The 15887-nt window shown below is 70.4% G+C and carries 16 protein-coding genes; 9 read left to right on the top strand and 7 right to left on the bottom strand.

Translation table 11 applies throughout. The features are described 5' to 3' along the window. Positions 1–67: 67 nt before the first annotated feature. From EOV43_RS01170 to EOV43_RS01160, 3 genes are read right to left on the bottom strand one after another with little or no spacing between them, the layout of a single operon-like run. Positions 68–907 (bottom strand): ABC transporter permease, encoded by an 840-nt coding sequence (locus EOV43_RS01170; protein ID WP_206611360.1) that lies wholly within the window; start codon positions 905–907, stop codon positions 68–70. Further along, complete coding sequence (locus EOV43_RS01165) at positions 900–1724, bottom strand: ABC transporter ATP-binding protein (protein ID WP_128219311.1); 825 nt, start codon at positions 1722–1724, stop codon at positions 900–902. The genes EOV43_RS01170 and EOV43_RS01165 overlap by 8 nt, the downstream gene beginning before the upstream one ends. A gap of 28 nt (positions 1725–1752) precedes the next feature. Further along, positions 1753–2811: an ABC transporter substrate-binding protein gene (locus EOV43_RS01160; RefSeq protein ID WP_128219310.1), complete on the bottom strand. Its 1059-nt coding sequence runs from the start codon at positions 2809–2811 to the stop codon at positions 1753–1755. 196 nt (positions 2812–3007) lie between these two features. On the opposite strand from EOV43_RS01160, the gene EOV43_RS01155 reads away from it, so the two are divergent. After that, complete coding sequence (locus tag EOV43_RS01155) at positions 3008–4498, top strand: carboxyl transferase domain-containing protein (protein WP_128219309.1); 1491 nt, start codon at positions 3008–3010, stop codon at positions 4496–4498. 105 nt (positions 4499–4603) lie between these two features. Next, complete coding sequence (locus tag EOV43_RS01150) at positions 4604–5839, top strand: MFS transporter (protein WP_128219308.1); 1236 nt, start codon at positions 4604–4606, stop codon at positions 5837–5839. Between the two features lie 7 nt (positions 5840–5846). On the opposite strand, the gene EOV43_RS01145 is transcribed toward EOV43_RS01150, so the two are convergent. After that, positions 5847–6542, bottom strand: a complete 696-nt coding sequence (locus EOV43_RS01145) for a suppressor of fused domain protein (protein WP_128219307.1) — start codon at positions 6540–6542, stop codon at positions 5847–5849. Positions 6543–6673: 131 nt separating this feature from the next. On the opposite strand from EOV43_RS01145, the gene EOV43_RS01140 reads away from it, so the two are divergent. Continuing rightward, positions 6674–7603 carry a cation diffusion facilitator family transporter gene (locus EOV43_RS01140; protein ID WP_128219306.1) on the top strand — a complete coding sequence of 310 codons (930 nt, stop codon included), beginning with the start codon at positions 6674–6676 and terminating at the stop codon, positions 7601–7603. Between the two features lie 5 nt (positions 7604–7608). Here EOV43_RS01140 and EOV43_RS01135 read toward each other — a convergent pair whose 3' ends face one another. Beyond that, positions 7609–9192 carry an MFS transporter gene (locus EOV43_RS01135; RefSeq protein ID WP_239022172.1) on the bottom strand — a complete coding sequence of 528 codons (1584 nt, stop codon included), beginning with the start codon at positions 9190–9192 and terminating at the stop codon, positions 7609–7611. 77 nt (positions 9193–9269) lie between these two features. On the opposite strand from EOV43_RS01135, the gene EOV43_RS01130 reads away from it, so the two are divergent. Beyond that, the gene (locus tag EOV43_RS01130) at positions 9270–9803 is read left to right on the top strand and encodes a TetR/AcrR family transcriptional regulator (RefSeq protein WP_128219305.1); all 534 of its coding nucleotides are present in this window, start codon (positions 9270–9272) and stop codon (positions 9801–9803) included. Between the two features lie 293 nt (positions 9804–10096). Here the strand turns inward: EOV43_RS01130 and EOV43_RS01125 are convergent, their stop codons facing one another. Beyond that, positions 10097–11095: a glutathione S-transferase family protein gene (locus tag EOV43_RS01125; RefSeq protein ID WP_128219304.1), complete on the bottom strand. Its 999-nt coding sequence runs from the start codon at positions 11093–11095 to the stop codon at positions 10097–10099. Positions 11096–11147: 52 nt separating this feature from the next. Next, entirely contained in the window at positions 11148–11720 is a 573-nt protein-coding gene (locus EOV43_RS01120) for a VanZ family protein (protein WP_128219303.1), read from the bottom strand. Between the two features lie 91 nt (positions 11721–11811). Between EOV43_RS01120 and EOV43_RS01115 the strand changes: the two genes are divergently transcribed. The 5 genes from EOV43_RS01115 to EOV43_RS01095 all read left to right on the top strand — a co-directional run bounded on the left by EOV43_RS01115 (position 11812) and on the right by EOV43_RS01095 (position 15875). After that, complete coding sequence (locus EOV43_RS01115) at positions 11812–12201, top strand: phage holin family protein (RefSeq protein ID WP_128219302.1); 390 nt, start codon at positions 11812–11814, stop codon at positions 12199–12201. 12 nt (positions 12202–12213) lie between these two features. After that, positions 12214–12759 carry a low molecular weight protein-tyrosine-phosphatase gene (locus tag EOV43_RS01110; RefSeq protein ID WP_128219301.1) on the top strand — a complete coding sequence of 182 codons (546 nt, stop codon included), beginning with the start codon at positions 12214–12216 and terminating at the stop codon, positions 12757–12759. 31 nt (positions 12760–12790) lie between these two features. Continuing rightward, complete coding sequence (locus tag EOV43_RS01105; RefSeq protein ID WP_277745765.1) at positions 12791–13651, top strand: fructosamine kinase family protein; 861 nt, start codon at positions 12791–12793, stop codon at positions 13649–13651. A gap of 114 nt (positions 13652–13765) precedes the next feature. Beyond that, positions 13766–14467 carry a response regulator transcription factor gene (locus tag EOV43_RS01100; protein ID WP_128219299.1) on the top strand — a complete coding sequence of 234 codons (702 nt, stop codon included), beginning with the start codon at positions 13766–13768 and terminating at the stop codon, positions 14465–14467. Positions 14468–14471: 4 nt separating this feature from the next. Then, a complete protein-coding gene (locus EOV43_RS01095) occupies positions 14472–15875 on the top strand; it encodes a sensor histidine kinase (RefSeq protein WP_239022171.1) in 1404 nt (467 codons plus the stop codon). Positions 15876–15887 lie beyond the last annotated feature (12 nt).

The raw sequence follows: 15887 nt of genomic DNA, 5'->3' as shown, positions 1-15887 counted from the left end.
ATTCCTCCCGGGAACGGGTGGGTGGGACGGAGCGGGCACGGTGGGACGGTCGAGTACGCGGCGCGGTTCAGTCGCGCCAGCGGGAGAGCCGTTTCTCGATCCCCACCAGGCCGTAGTTGACGGCCAGCCCCAGTGCGGTGGAGGTGATGATCGCGGCGTACATCTGCGGGTAGAGCGAGTTGTTCTGGTAGTAGGTGATCAGGAACCCGACGCCTTGGGTCGCGCCGATCATCTCGGCGGCGATGAGCACCAGGATCGAGACCGCGCCGGCCATCCGGATACCGGTGAAGATGGTCGGCACCGCAGCAGGGAAGACGACCTTGCGGAACGTCGTCACCGGCCCGAGGCCGAGCACCTTCGCCGACCGCAGCAGCTGCGGGTCGACGCTGGAGACGCCACTGATCGTCGAGAGCAGGATCGGGAAGAAGCAGGCGAACAGGACGATCGCGATCTTGGACGTCTCCCCGATGCCGAAGACCAGGGTGAAGACCGGGAGGATCGCCAACGCCGCGGTGTTGCGGAAGATCTCCAGCGGCGGCGTCAGGGTCTCGCGGACCACCGGGTACCAGGCGATGGCGGCACCCAACGGGATCGCGAGCGCCACCGCGAGCCCGAACCCGATCCCGGAGCGCACGAGGCTGGCCCCGATGTTGTCGAACAGGCTGCCGCTGGCGGTCATCTCCCAGAGCGCGGCGAGCGCCTCCGAGAGCGGCGAGACGACGTACGACGGGACGATCTCGAGGCGCGGGGCGAGCTCCCAGACGGCCGCGAGCAGCAGCACTCCGACGAACCCACGGCCCGTCTTCGCGGCGACGTTGCGGTAGCGGGAGACGTGCTTGACCCCGGCCGATGCTTCCTGGCGTGGATTGAGCGCAGGCTCGGTGCGCTCGGCGAGCAGACTAGGCAACGCGGGTCACCCCTTCAGGCGTGGTGGTGCGGAGGTTCCCCTGGCGCAGCAGCGACCAGATCTCGTGCCGGTACCGGGCGAACTCGGGCGTCGAGCGGACGTCCTCGTCCCCCGACGCGTGCGGTAGATGAATGTCGAGAAGGGCCTTGATCCGGCCCGGACGCGCGCTCATGACGGCGACGCGTTGGCCGAGGAAGACGGCTTCGTCGATGTCGTGGGTGATGAAGACGATCGTGGTGCCGGTGCGCTTCCAGATCCCGACGAGTTCCTCCTGGAGGCGTTCGCGGGTCTGGGCGTCGAGGGCACCGAAGGGTTCGTCCATCAGCAGCACGTCGGGGTCGTAGGAGAGCGACCGGGCGATGGCGACGCGCTGCTTCATGCCCCCTGAGAGCTCCTTGGGTCGGCGGTCGGCGAAGTCGGCGAGACCGACGAGGTCGAGCACCTCCAGGGCACGGGCTCGACGCTCGGCCTTGGTGTAGCCACCCTTGGCCTCGAGGGCGAACTCGACGTTCCCGGCCGCGGTGCGCCACGGCAGCAGCGTGTACTGCTGGAAGACGACGCTGCGGTCGAGGCCGGGTGCGGTGATCTCGGTGCCGTTGGTGGTGAGGCGTCCCGCCGTGGGCCGGGTCAGGCCGGCGATCAGGTCCAGGACAGTGGACTTGCCGCATCCCGAGGGGCCGACGAGGGTGATGAACTCGCCTGCCTCGATGGTGAGGTCGACGTCGTCGAGCGCGACGAACTCGTGGAGCTTCTTGTCCGCGTCACCGCGGACCTGGAAGGTCTGGCGGACGCCGCGCAGTTCGATCCTGCTGCTCATGGGGCTCTCCTGGTTCCTGGTCCGGGGTTCACTTCTTCGCCGCGACGAACTCGGGCACGAACTCGCCCTTGTCGGCGTACGGGTTGAACTCGTTGGTGTAGACGTCACTGAGTTCGAGGGAGCCGGCCTCGACCGACCCGGACTTCTCCAGCCAGTCGATCCAGGCGGTGAAGTCCTCGTCGCGCAGCCATCCGCCGACGGTCGGGACGCCGAACCCGATCCAGTTCTGCACGGCCGGGATCACGTCGTCGCGGCCCTGCTCCCGAAGGAAGCCGACGACGAACTCGCGTACTTCCTCCACGGAGTGGGTCTGGGTCCACTCGAAGGCCTTGGCGACGCCCTGGACGAAGTCCTCGGTGGCCTCGGGCTGCCCCTCGATGAACTTCTCGTGCAGCGCGTAGGAGCCACCGGTGTAGGGACCGACGACGTCGATGTCGGTGGTGAGGACCTTGACCCCGCCGCGAGCCTCGACGGCCGGGTAGAGCGCGGCGGAGTAGAAGAAGGCGTCGACCTGCTTCTTGCGCAGCGAGGTCTCCAACGACGCGGACGGCAGGGGCACCAGAGTGACCTGGGCGATCTCCTCCTGGGTGAGCCCGGCCTGCTCGAGGTAGGTGTCGAGGACGGCCTCGGAGTTGGCGCCGAGGGTGTTGAGGGCGACCTTCTTGCCGATCAGGTCACGGGCCTCGTTCACGCTGCCGTCGTCGCGGACGACGATCGGGCTGGCGACGTCGCCGACGGATCCGTAGGAGGCGATGAGCGCCTTGACCGGCGCCCCGGAGGAGATGGTCTTGGCGATGGCGCCTTGGAAGGCGTTGGCGATGTCGACCTGGTCGGTGGAGAGGGCGCGCAGGCTCTCGGGGCCACCAGTGGTCTCGCCGACGAGCTTGAGCTCGACGTCCTCGAAGTAGCCGAGCTCGGCAGCGATCTCCGGCAGCGTGACCGCACCGGGCGAGGACTGGTAGCGGACGACGACCTTCCCGTCCTCGGTGGTCTCGGCACCGTTGGCACCGCAGGCCGCGGTACCGACAGCCATGGCGAGGACGGCGGCGGTGGCCAGCAGGCGGCGGTGCAACGGACGAGTGCTCATGGGAGGTCCCCCCTCGGGACGTGGTGGTGCAGATGGTTGAGTGAGTAATAGTTAGTCACTAATTCATAGTGACTTGATAGACAATGACAGATGGATGCCCGACCGGCGAAACGGCCGTCCAGCCATTGAGACGACCCCTCGTCCACGGCGACTGCCCCGCCTCCCCCGCGCCCGACGATCGACCTACTCTTGAGTAATGAACGAACGTCTTTCCGCCCGGGCACTGATCGACCTCGTCATCGACGAGGGCTCCTGGCAGTCCTGGGACACCGCCCCCGACCACTCCGCCGCCACCGGCACCTACGCCGAGCAGCTCGTGGCCGCGGCCGAGAAGTCCGGCGTCGACGAGTCGGTCATCACCGGCGAGGGCACCCTGCGCGGACGCCGCGTCGCGATCCTGGCCAGCGAGTTCCGGTTCCTGGCCGGTTCACTGGGCCGGGCGTCGTCGGACCGCCTCGTGGCCTCCATCCGCCGCGCCACCGCCGAGGGCCTGCCGCTGCTCGGTGCCCCGGTCTCGGGCGGCACCCGGATGCAGGAAGGCACCGCGGCGTTCGTCCAGATGGTCCGGATCTCCGAGGCGATCGCCGCCCACAAGGCCGCCGGCCTCCCCTACCTCGTCTACTTGCGCCACCCCACCACCGGCGGCGTGATGGCGTCGTGGGGATCGCTCGGACACGTCACCGTCGCCGAGCCCGAGGCGCTGCTCGGCTTCCTCGGCCCCCGCGTCTACGAGGCGATCTACGGCGAGCCGTTCCCCACCGGGATCCAGACCTCGGAGAACCTCTTCGACCGCGGCATCATCGATGCCGTCGTGCCGCCCGCCGAGATCGGCGAGGCCGTGCACCGTGCGCTCGAGATCATCGAGCTCGGGCGCGAGGCCAGCGCCAGCGACCCCGCCGACCTGCCCACGCCGCGCCCCGACCGCAAGGTCGCCGAGACCGACGCGTGGACGTCGATCGAGATCTCCCGACGCACCGACCGCCCCGGCATTCGCGAGCTGCTGCGGCACGCCGCCGGAGACGTCGTCCCGCTCAACGGCACCGGCGAGGGCGAGTCCGACCCCGGCCTGCTGCTCGCCCTGACCCGCTTCGGCGACGCTCCGTGCGTGCTGCTCGCCCAGGACCGCAGCGGCCAGAGCGCCGACCACCCGATGGGGCCCGGCGCGCTGCGCGAGGCCCGGCGCGGGATGCGCCTGGCCGCCGAGCTCCGCCTGCCGCTGGTCACCGTCATCGACACCCGCGGGGCCGCGCTCAGCGCCGAGGCCGAGAACGGTGGTCTGGCCGGCGAGATCGCCCGCTGCCTGGCCGACCTCGTCACCCTCGAGGCGCCCACCCTGTGCCTGATGCTCGGCGAGGGCACTGGCGGCGGCGCGCTGGCCCTGCTCCCGGCCGACCGCGTGATCGCGGCCCAGCACGCCTGGCTCTCCCCGCTCCCGCCCGAGGGGGCGTCCGCGATCGTGCACCGCACCGTCGACAAGGCGCCCGACATGGCTCGCGCCCAGGGCGTCCGTTCCACCGACCTGCTGGCTCGCGGCACCGTCGACCGGATCGTCCCCGAGACGCCTGATGCCGCCGACGAGCCGGAGTCGTTCTGCCGTCGGGTCGGCGCGGTGCTGTCGGAGGAGCTGGCCGTACTGCTGGCCACCGGCGCAGGCAGCCCGGAGAAGCGCGCCGCGCGTCACGCCTGAGCGCTTCCGGCACGCCCTTCTGCGGACTTCCAGCACCCTCCCCCTCGTCAATCACTAGAATCCAGATCAACTTTGGATGACTAGCGCTGACGACGAGGGGAAGCCATGGCAACGGCCGCTCCCCCGGTGCGCCCCGACGCGGCACGCACGACACCCCGAGCGCCCCGCCGCACCGGACTCCTGCTGGCACTGGCGATCGCCCAGACCGTGGTCGGCGGGACGACGTTCCCTGCCGTCGCGGTCCTGCTGACCCCGATCTCCGAGGCGCTCGACGCCACCCGCGCCCAGGTGATGGGCGCCAGTACCGCAGCTCTGCTCGCCGGTGCGCTGGTCGCCGTGCCCGTGGGACGGCTCCTCGACCGGCACGGCGGGAGGGCCGTCATGACGACGGGCGCAGCCGCGGTCGCGCTGCTCCTGACTGCCTGCGCCGGAGCACACGACCTGCCTCAGCTCTACCTGGGGTTCCTGCTCCTGGGCGGCGCCCAGGCCTCGATCGGGTTCGAGAGCACCTACGCGGTGGTGGTGAGCACGCTCGGGCCGCGCCAGCGCGACCGCGGGCTTCTGATCATCTCCACCGTCACCGGCCTGGGCACCACGCTCTTCTACCCCGTGACCGTGTGGCTCGAGGACGGCCTCGGCTGGCGTGGAGCGCTGCTGGCCCTCGCCGCACTGCAGGCCGCGGTCAGCGTGCCGTTGCTGGCCCTGAACCTTCCCGGACGCTCCACCCACCGTCGACGGATCGCGCAGCGCCGCGGCATGGACGTCGCCGCCGCGCTGCGGACGCCGTCGTTCTGGCTCCTGACGCTCTGCTTCGTCGGGCAGGCCGGGGCAGGCAGCACCTTGTCGTTGTTGTCGGTGAGCTGGTTCCTCGACCTGGGCCACCCTGCCGCGGTGGCCGCCGTCCTCCCGATCACCCTCGGGGTGCTGCAGGTGCTCTCCCGGCTCGCGCTGGTGCCGCTGGCGCCGCTGGTCGGGATGCCCACGCTCGCGGTCTGCGCCAACGTCGTGCAGGCCGCAGCGATGGTGTCGTTGCCGTTCACCGGCACGTCGATCGGACCGACGATGCTGTGCCTGGCCGGTGCCGGACTGGGGATGGGCGTCGGCGCGCTCGCGCGACCTTCGGTGATCGCCTCCACCTACGGGGCGGTCCGGTTCGCGACGATCCTGGGCCTGATGACGATCGCGATGAGCGCGTCCCGGGCCTTGTTCCCACTTCTGGGCGCGACTCTCGACGCCGACCACGCGATGCTGCTCTGCGCGATCCTGTCCGCCGTCGGCGCCCTCAGCCTGTTCCCGGTGGCACGGGCGGCGCGGACGCGGGGCGAGTACGAGAGCTCGTGACCGTGGCTCAGGCCGGGTCGAAGGAGAGCTCAGCCGCCGGCAGCTTCACCGGCGCACGGAAGACGTCCACGAGGTCAGGGTCCTGATCGACGAGCAGGTCCTCGAACGCCTCCCAGCCCTGCTCGCGCACGAACCGTGCCTCGGCGGAGGTGATCGGGACCAGCCACAGCACCTGCACGTCGGGGCCGCCCTCACCTGCGAACCGGGCGAACTCGTCGGGCAGGTAGACCGGGTCGGCGACGTAGAGCGCCGAGACCTCCGACCCCCAGATCCCCGAGCGCGGACGCACCGGCGCCGTCGGGGCGGCTGGGGCGGCAGGAGACGGCGTCAACGGCAGGACCGGCTGCACCGGCCCGAGGACGCTCCCGCGCCGCAGCGCCCGCCCGGTGCTGAGCGCGACATGGGCGGCGTCGACGAAGACGCCCAGGACGTACTCGACCGGCAACGACTTGGTGACCATCACGACGAGTTCCTGACGCACCGGCGTCGGATCGCCCGAAGGACCGGCGGCGAGGACGTTCCGGCTCAGACCGAGGGTGGAGTAGGCCACCGAGCCGACGTCGGGGCCGCGGGTCCATCGCACCACCTGGAACGGCAACAGTTCGCCGGAGTTCGACTTCATCCAGCCCGACGTCCCCGGCCCGAGGAAGCGCTCGAAGTGCGCGACGAGTCCGGACACACCGGGAGCAACGACCTCTCCCACCGCGCCTCCTCGTCGTTCCGATGACCCTCACGGTCTCCGCGCCAACGGTACGAGCGTAGAGCCACGGTCCTACCCGGCGTGCAGGAACCCGTCCCCGCGTCAGCCCCTTGCTGCGCGTCTACGATCTGGCCATGGGTGCAGGTCACGGGCACGGAAGCAGCGGACACGGGCACGGCGGCGCGACGTCGGGCCATGCGGGCGGGCGCCACCGCTGGCGTCTCGCGCTCTCGCTGGCGGTGATCGCGACGTTCTTCGTCGTCGAACTGGTCGCGGGCGTCGTTTCGGGGTCACTGTCGTTGCTCTCCGACGCCGGGCACATGGCCGCCGACGTGGTGGCGTTGAGTGCGGCGTTGGCCGCGACCCGGATCGCGACTCGGCCGGACCGCAGCGGCCTGCGGACGTTCGGTTCCTACCGGGCCGAGGTGTTCGCCTCGGCGTTGGCCGTGTTGCTGATGGTCAGTGTCGCGGTCTTCATCACCGTCGAGTCGGTCCAGCGGATCGGCACGACCGTCGAGGTCGAGACCGGGCCGATGATGGTCGTCGGCGCGCTCGGCCTGGTGGCCAACCTGGTCGCGATGGCCCTGCTCGCGGGTGGCGCGAAGGAGTCGATCAACGTCAAGGGCGCCTACTTGGAGGTGCTGGCTGACACCCTCGGATCGGTCGGCGTGATCGCGGCCGGCATCCTCGTCGCGACCACCGGCGACGTCTGGTGGGACACCGTCGTGGCGCTCGCGATCGCCGCGTTCGTGCTGGTGCGGGCGCTGATGCTGGGCCGCGAGGTGGTGGCGGTGCTGGGGCAGCACGCTCCGGCCGGGATCGTGCCTGCGGAGATCACTGCGGCCCTGTCGGAAGTCGACGGCGTGCACGAGGTCCACGACCTGCACGTGTGGGCGCTGACCTCAGGCATGAACGTCGCGACCGCACACCTGGTCGCCGATCCCGGCTGCAGCGACGAGGTGCTCGGCGCGGGTCGAGCTGTCCTGCGGGAACGGTTCGGGATCGAGCACGCGACGTTGCAGGTGGAGTCGGCCACCGAGGAGTGCAGCCGCACCGACTGGTAGCTCAATCAGCGCTGGCGCAGGACCTTCGCCGACACGAAGGTCATGATGACCATCAGCACCGACGCGACACCGGCGATCACCAGCACACCTCCGTCGAAGGCATGGGCGGCCGAGGCCATCAGTGCGTCACCGGCAGCGGCGGGCAGCTGTCCGGCCACCTCGTAGGCACCGGCGAGGGTGTCCCCGGCCTGAGCGGCCTGGACGTCGGTGAGGCCGCCGGGCAGGTCGATGCCGGTGCGGTAGGCGACGTTGAGCAGGGTGCCGAGCACGGCGATGCCGAGGACCGCACCCACCTCGTAGGCGGTCTCCGAGGTCGCGGAGGCCGCGCCTGCCTTCTCCGGCGGGACGGCAGACATGACGAGGTCGTTGGAGATCGTCTCCGAGAGGCCGACGCCGGCCGAGAGGATCACGAAGCCGCCGAGCAGGGCGAGCAGCGAGCCGCCCGAGCCGAAGGCCGCGACCGCGAGGTAGCCGAGTGCCGCGAGTGCGAGGCCCACGACGACGACGCCCCGCGTCCCGAGCGGACGCACCAGACGCACCGCGAGCAGGCTGCACACGATGGTGGTCACCAGGCCGGGCACCAGCATCCATCCGGCCTTCATCGGGGCGTACCCGGCGACGAACTGGAGGTGCTGGGAGATGAAGTAGAGGTAGCCGACGAAGGCGAACATCGCGACCAGGTTGGCCGCGAGCGCACCCGAGAAGACGGGGCTGCGGAACATCCGGACGTCGAGCAGCGGGGTCTCGCGCGTCAGCATCCGGCGCACGAACATCCAGCCCGACGCGATCGCGACCACCGCGACCAGCACGACGACTCCCAGCGGCTCGCCCGAGCCGAGGCTCTTGATCGCGAGGACGACGCCACCGAGGGCGAGGACGGAGAGCAGGATGCCGATCGGGTCGACGGGGCCCGGGTGGGGGTCCTTCGACTCGGGCAGCAGGACCGGGCCGAGGATCAGCAGCGGCACCAGCATCGGGACGGCCATCAGGAAGACCGAGCCCCACTCGAAGTGTTCGAGCAGCCAGCCGCCGACGATCGGGCCGAGGGCGGCGCCGCCGGAGAACCCGGAGGCCCAGATCGCGATGGCGGTGCGTCGTTCGGTGTCGTCGACGAAGATGTTGCGCAGCAGCGACAGGGTCGCGGGCATCAGGGTCGCACCGAAGACACCCAGCAGCGCGCGGGCAGCGATCAGGTGGGCGGCGTCGGTCGAGAACGCCGCGAGTGCCGAGACCGCGGCGAACGCGGTGGCACCGATCAGGAGCAGTCGACGACGTCCGATCCGGTCACCGAGCGATCCCATGGTGATCAGCAGGGCGCCGAGGACGAGCGGGTAGGCGTCGACAATCCAGAGCATCTGGGTGGACGACGGCTGGAGGTCGCGGGCCAGGGACGGCACGGCGAACGAGAGCGCGGTGTTGTCGATGGAGACCAGCAGCACCGGCAGCATCAGGACGGCAAGTGCGGCCCACCGACGTCGCTTCGACGCGATGGGCGAGACCATGGTCGGGGTGTTCCCGGTCCGGTCGGCGGCCGGGGCGTCGGCAGCGGGCGCCTGCGGGCGCGGTTCGGTGGGGGCTGAAGTACTCACGTGCCATAACTGTACCGTCTAGACGGTACAGAAACTCAATCACGCGTCTGGCCCCCTCTCCTATTAGCCTTCGCAGCATGGCTCGACCTCCCCACGCCCGCGAGAAGGTGCTCCTCGCCTACGCCCAGCTCCTCGTCGAGGGCGAGCGCGCCGCGACGATGGACGCCGTCGCCACCCGCGCCGGGGTCTCCAAGGGCGGCGTCCTCTACCACTTCCCCAGCAAGGACGCCCTGGCCGAAGCGCTCCTGGGCCGCTTCGCCGAGGTGTCGGCCGCCGACGTCAAGGCCATGCAGGACGACCCCGACGGCCCGGTGCGCAACTTCATCCGCACCTCCTGGGAGACCGACGCCGACCTCGACCCCGTCTACCGCGCCGTCATGCGGCTCGCGCACGCCGGCCACGAAGGCGCGCTCGGAATGCTCGAGTCCCTGCACGACGACTGGCTGCGCGAGCTCGAGACCGAGACCGGCGACGCCGCGTTGGCCAAGACCGTGATGCTGCTCGGCGACGGCCTCTACCACCAGGCCTCCATGCCCGGACGCTGGTCGCAGCAGCAGTTCAGCGACCTCGACGAACTCCTCGCCCAGGTGGACAGACTGCTCGGTCGCTGACCTCCGCGTCGCTCCGCTCCCCGGCCCGCTCCCCGGCATGCCCCGGTAACTGTCGGATGGATGCCACTCGCTTGAGCGTGTCGCTGCATCAATCCCACAGTTGCGACGTCCCGCCCTCCCGAGCCCGCCTCAACCCCGTACGGTCAGCTCACCGCGCCGCGACCTGCGGCCCTGGAGGCACCGAGTGGACCCGGTGCGCCGTTCTGTCGTGAGTGCGACGCGCAGGCCAAGGACACGCTGCAGGCCTTCTGCGGCGCCTGCGCACGCAGCCTGGAAGAGACGTCGAGTAGGCGTCAGCCGCGACCGTGCGGCGTCATCCACACCGAGACGTCGGGCCCCTTCGGCACGACGCCGGTGGGATTGATGTCGGTGTGCACGACGTAGTAGTGCTCCTTGATCTGCTCGAAGTCGACGTTGTTGCCGAATCCGGGCGTCTGGAACAGGTCGCGGGCGTAGGCCCACAGCACCGGCATCTCGGTGAGCTTCTGGCGGTTGCACTTGAAGTGACCGTGGTAGACGGGGTCGAAGCGGACCAGCGTCGTGAAGAGGCGGACGTCGGCCTCGGTGATCGCCTCACCCATCAGGTAGCGCTGACGCGAGAGGCGGTCCTCCAGCCAGTCGAGTGCCGTCCAGAGTCGGTCGTAGGCATCGTCGTAGGCCTCCTGCGATCCGGCGAAACCACAGCGGTAGACGCCGTTGTTGACCTCGGTGAAGACCCGTCGCATGACGGCCTCCATCTCCTCGCGCACCGCGACCGGCCACAGGTCGGGGGCGCCGGCCTTGTGGTGCTCGCTCCACTCGAAGAAGAGGTCGTGGGTGATCCACGGGAAGTCGTTGGTGACGACCTTGCCGCTGGGCACGTCGACGACGGCCGGGACGGTGATGCCCTGGGGGTACTCGGGGTCGCGAGCGAAGTAGGCCTGCTGAATCCGCTCGATGCCGAGGACGGGGTCGACGCCGCCGGGGTCGAGATCGAAGGTCCACGAACGCTGGTCGTGGGTGGGCCCGGGCGTGCCGAGGCTGATGACGTCCTCGAGGCCGAGGAGTTCGCGGACGATGATCGCGCGGTTGGCCCACGGGCAGGCCTTGGCCGCGACGAGTCGGTAGCGCCCGGGCTCGACCGGCCAGGTCGGCGCGGTGATCTCGGCAGGCTTCTTGTCGTGGCCGTGCGGGTCACGGGAACGTCCCGGCTCAGCGGTGATGCGGTCCGGGAGGTACGTCATGTCACGCTCGTACGCCTCCCCGGCCTTGGTGTAGGTCGGGGTCAGGTCGGCTGCGGTGGCGTGGCTCATGGTTCGACCCTAGTTGGATCGTCAACCTCTTGGCTGCCCCTCGCGCCGCAGTTCATCCCCGCAGTGCGCGTTCCTTCACCGACGGCGCGCGCCAAGGACGCACCAACAGCAACGCCAGCAGACCGACGACGAACCCGAGCGCAGCGCCAACGGTGTTGTCCACCATGTCGGTGACGTCGCAGGCCCGGTCGATGCGGGCCACCTCGAACTGCACCCATTCGATCGCCACCGAGTACGCCGCGAGACCGAGCAGCCCCAGCGGGGCCAGCACCCAGGCCGCACGCCAACGCCCCAACGCCAGCACCAGCAGGAACCCGGCAGGCACGAAGATCGCGACGTTCAGCAGCCGCTGGTTGCCGGCCACCACCCAGAACCCTTCGGGCGCCGGGCCGCCGTAGTCCATCGAGCATCGCGTCGGGCGCGCGTCGGCCGGGATCACCTCGGGGACGGCGTACGCGGGGGTCAGGGTGATGACACCGATGCAGAGCACCGCGAAGACCAGCAACGCCCACGCCCAGGCGCTCACCGGCGGGAGCAGGCGCACCAGCACCCACGCCACGAGGAGGGCGAGCACCCCACTCGCCGCCACCCCCACCAACATTCCCTGCACACCCACCAGCACCACGCCCCGAGCGTAGCCACCGGCACCGACCTTCCCCGACTCCCGCGGCCCCGGTCACCGACCGTGTGCCGTGGCTCCGCCTACAGTGACGAGCATGCGATTCATCTCCCAGCTGCTCTCCACGATGGCGGCCCTGGCCGTGTCCGCCTGGATCTTCGACGGCATCTGGTTCGGCGGCGCCGCCGAACCGTTCGCCGACGAGTTCGCCGACAAGATCGTCCCGCTCGCGCTCGTCGCGGTGATCATGTGGCTGGTCTCCTCGGTGGTGACGCCGATCGTGAAGCTCCTGTCGTTGCCGTTCGTGATCGTGACGCTGGGGCTGTTCCTGTTCGTCGTGAACGCAGCGATGCTGTTGTTCGTGGGGTGGTTGGCCGACAGCGTCGGGATCGACTTCCACGTCGACGGTTTCTGGACCGCCCTGGGCGGTTCGATCGTGATCACCCTCGTCCAGCGCGTCGTCTCCGGCGTGCTCTCCGACGACTGAGAGGACGCAGCCATGAGCGGACGCACCACCGAACCCCGCACTTCGGTCCCGGCGCCGCGCACCCCGGGCCGGTACCGGGTCGCCGCGGTCTGTCTGGGCAACATCTGCCGCTCCCCCGTCGCTGACGTCGTGCTGAGCGCACGCGTCGCGGAGGCCGGGCTCGCCGACGTCGTCGAGGTGGTCTCGGCCGGCACCGCCGGCTACCACGTCGGGGGTGGGATGGACCCGCGCTCGGCCGCGACGTTGAGCGCCGCCGGATACGACCCGACGCGTCACCGAGCCCAGCAGTTCTGGCCGACCTGGCACGACGAGTGCGACCTCGTCCTCGTCATGGATCGCTCCAACCTGCGCGACGTCGGCCCAGGCGAGCGCACGTTCTTGTTCCGCGACTTCGACCCCGTCGGGACCGGCTGTGAGGTACCAGACCCGTACTACGGTGGAGAGGACGGATTCAGGGAGGTGCTGGAGATGGTCGAACGGACGAGCGAGCGCGTGGTCGCGCTGATCGCGGCGCAGATGACCGACGCCGACACCGTGGGGTCGCAGGAGCAGGCGTGACCGTGGAGCTCTTGTGAGCAGGGCGCCACTGGTGGCCCGACGCATCGAGGCCTTGGTGGGCACGGCGGTGATGAGCACGTCGGCGGTGGCCGGCGGGGATGTCGCCGCCGCGACACGGGCCCGCCTGAGCGACGGGACGTCGGCGTTCGCGAAGACGTTGCCGCACCCTCCCGCGGGGTTCTTCCCCGCAGAGGCGGCCGGTCTGCGCTGGCTCGGGGCCGTCGACGGCGGGATCCCGACGCCGGACGTGCTGGGCGTCGACGAGACGTGTCTGGTGCTGCGGTGGATCGAGCCGACCCGCCCCAGCGGCGAGGCGGCCGAGGAGTTCGGGGAACGCCTGGCCCGCACCCATGCAGCCGGCGCCCCTGCCTTCGGCGCGGGCGGACAGGACGATCCGCACACCGACGGGTTCATCGGCAAACTCCCGCTGCCCAATCGTGCGGCCGAGTCGTGGGCAGAGTTCTACGCCACCCGACGAGTGCTGCCCTACCTCAAGCTGGCCGCCGACCGCGGTCGCATCTCCCTCACCGACGCCGCCGACGTCGAACGGGTGCTGTCCCGGCTCACGCAGTTGGTCCCGCACGAGCCGGTGGCTCGGATCCACGGAGACCTCTGGAGCGGCAACTGCGTCTGGGCCGTCGAGGGTGGCGTGCACGTCGTCGACCCGGCCGCGCACGGCGGTCACCGCGAGACCGACCTGGCGATGCTGTCGTTGTTCGGGCTGCCGCACCTGCCGAAGGTGATGTCCGCCTACGAGTCGGTGACGCCCCTGGCCGACGGCTGGCGGGATCGTCAGTGGCTGCACCAACTGTTCCCGCTGCTGGTGCACGCGGCGATGTTCGGCGGCTCGTACGGCGCGAAGGCCGGCGACGCGGCCCGCGTCTTCCTCTGAGCCCGCACCCCACCGGTCTGAGTCGTGGAACGGCCTGAATCACGACTCGAACCGGTGGGGCCTGACGTCACCGGACTTCAGCCTCGTCTCAGGTCGCGGTGGCAGAGTGGTCCTGTGCCCAACTCGTCCTCCCCCTCCCGTGTCCTGGTCGTCGACGACGACCGTGCCGTGCGTGAGTCGCTGCGTCGTTCCTTGGAGTTCAACGGCTACGAGGTCGCGATGGCCGGCGACGGCGCCGAAGCATTGGCGACCTACGCCGCCGTGGCGCCTGACCTCGTCGTGATGGACGTGATGATGCCGCGCCTCGACGGCCTGGAGACCACGCGTGCGTTGCGTCAGGCCGGGCACGACGTGCCGATCCTGTGCCTGACCGCGCGGGACTCGATCGGCGACCGCGTGGAGGGCCTCGACGCCGGCGCCGACGACTACCTGACCAAGCCGTTCGCGCTGGAGGAGCTGCTGGCCCGGGTCCGGGCACTGCTGCGCCGCGCGACGCCGGTGGCCGGCAACGACGCCGAGGTCCTCTCCTTCGGAGACCTCACCATGGACATCGCCTCGCGTGAGGTGGTGCGCGGTGGCCGCTCGATCGAGCTGACCCGCACCGAGTTCTCGCTGCTGGAGATGTTCCTGCGTCGTCCGCGCCGGGTCCTGGAGCGTTCCTTCATCCTGGAGGAGGTCTGGGGCTACGACTTCCCGACGACGGCCAACTCTCTTGAGGTGTACGTCGGCTACCTGCGCCGCAAGACCGAGGCCGAGGGCGAGACCCGCCTGATCCACACCGTCCGCGGCGTCGGCTACGTCCTCAAGGAGGGCTGAACGGGTGACGCCCCCGATGAACCAGCGGATCGCCGACTGGTGGGACACCCGCGGCTGGCACTACCGCCGGTCGTTGGCGAGCCGGGTCGCGGTGCTGACCGCGTTCGCGTTGGGTGTCTCGATCGCCCTGATCTCCTCCACCGCGTTCGTGGTGGTGCGGATGCGGATCCAGAGCACGCTCGACGAGTCCCTGCTCGACCGTGCCGCGCAGGCCGCGACGGCGTCGAGCCTGCTCGAGGACCTCAACCGTCAGGAGGTCCCGTCGTGGGTCTTCGGTGCGGCTGACGTCCGGGTCGCGTTCATCCGCCCCGGCCAGACCACTGCCGATTCGGTCGACCCCGGCCCGCGGTTGCGGCTGGGACAGCCCGAACTCGACGTCGCCCAGAGCAAGACGGACCACTCGATCCGGACCGTGATCGCCGAGGACGGCACCTACTACCGGGTCGCTGCGGTGCCCGTCGACGACGAGGGCAGCGCGTTGTTGCTGCTGCAGTCACTCACCGACACCCGACGGACGTTGAAGGCGCTCGGGCTGGTGCTCGGGATCTTCGGTGGCGCCGGTGTCGCGGTGGCTGCGTTGGCCGGGTGGGGCGTGGCCCGCAACGGTCTGAGGCCGGTGCGACGTCTGACTGCCGCGGTGGAGCAGGTGGCACGTACCCAGGACCTGACGCCGATGCCGGTGGAGGGCGACGACGAGGTCGCGCGCCTGACGATCGCGTTCAACCAGATGCTGGTGGCGTTGCAGGAGTCGCGGGACCGCCAGCGTCGTCTGATCGCGGACGCCGGGCACGAGCTCCGGACCCCGTTGACGAGTCTGCGCACCAACATCGACCTGCTGGCCCAGGCCGGCGACAACCTCCCGGCCGCGGCCAAGTCCGAACTGCTGGAGGACGTCCGCGCCCAACTCTCGGAGTTCACGACCCTGATCGGCGACCTCGTCGAACTGGCCCGCGACGAACCGTTGACGCAGGTCGTGGCCGAGTTCGACTTCCACGACGTCGTCGAACGGGCCGTGCAGCGAGTGCGGCGTCGTGCCCACGACGTCGAGGTCGAGGTCGATCTCGCCCCGTGGCTGGTCCGCGGTGAGGAGGCTGCGTTGGAACGCGCCGTCACCAACCTGCTCGACAACGCCGTGAAGTGGTCGCCGCCGACCGGCACGGTGCGGGTGCACCTGGCCGAGGGCGTCCTGACCGTCGACGACGAGGGCCCCGGCATCGCCGAGGAGGACCTGACCAAGGTCTTCGACCGCTTCTACCGCTCTGACGACTCCCGCTCGATGCCCGGTTCTGGCCTCGGGTTGGCGATCGTCGCGCAGGCCGCGCAGCGCCACGGTGGTGCGGTGCGTGCCGATCGTGCGCCGTCCGGCGGTGCTCGTCTGGTGCTCTGGGTCCCGGGCCAGCCCGCCTGACCCGCTCTTCCT

It is taken from the genome of Nocardioides yefusunii (assembly GCF_004014875.1).
Lineage (GTDB): Bacteria > Actinomycetota > Actinomycetes > Propionibacteriales > Nocardioidaceae > Nocardioides > Nocardioides yefusunii.
The sequence above is the reverse complement of the archived record's forward strand: the minus strand, read 5'-3'. Positions and strand labels throughout refer to the sequence as shown.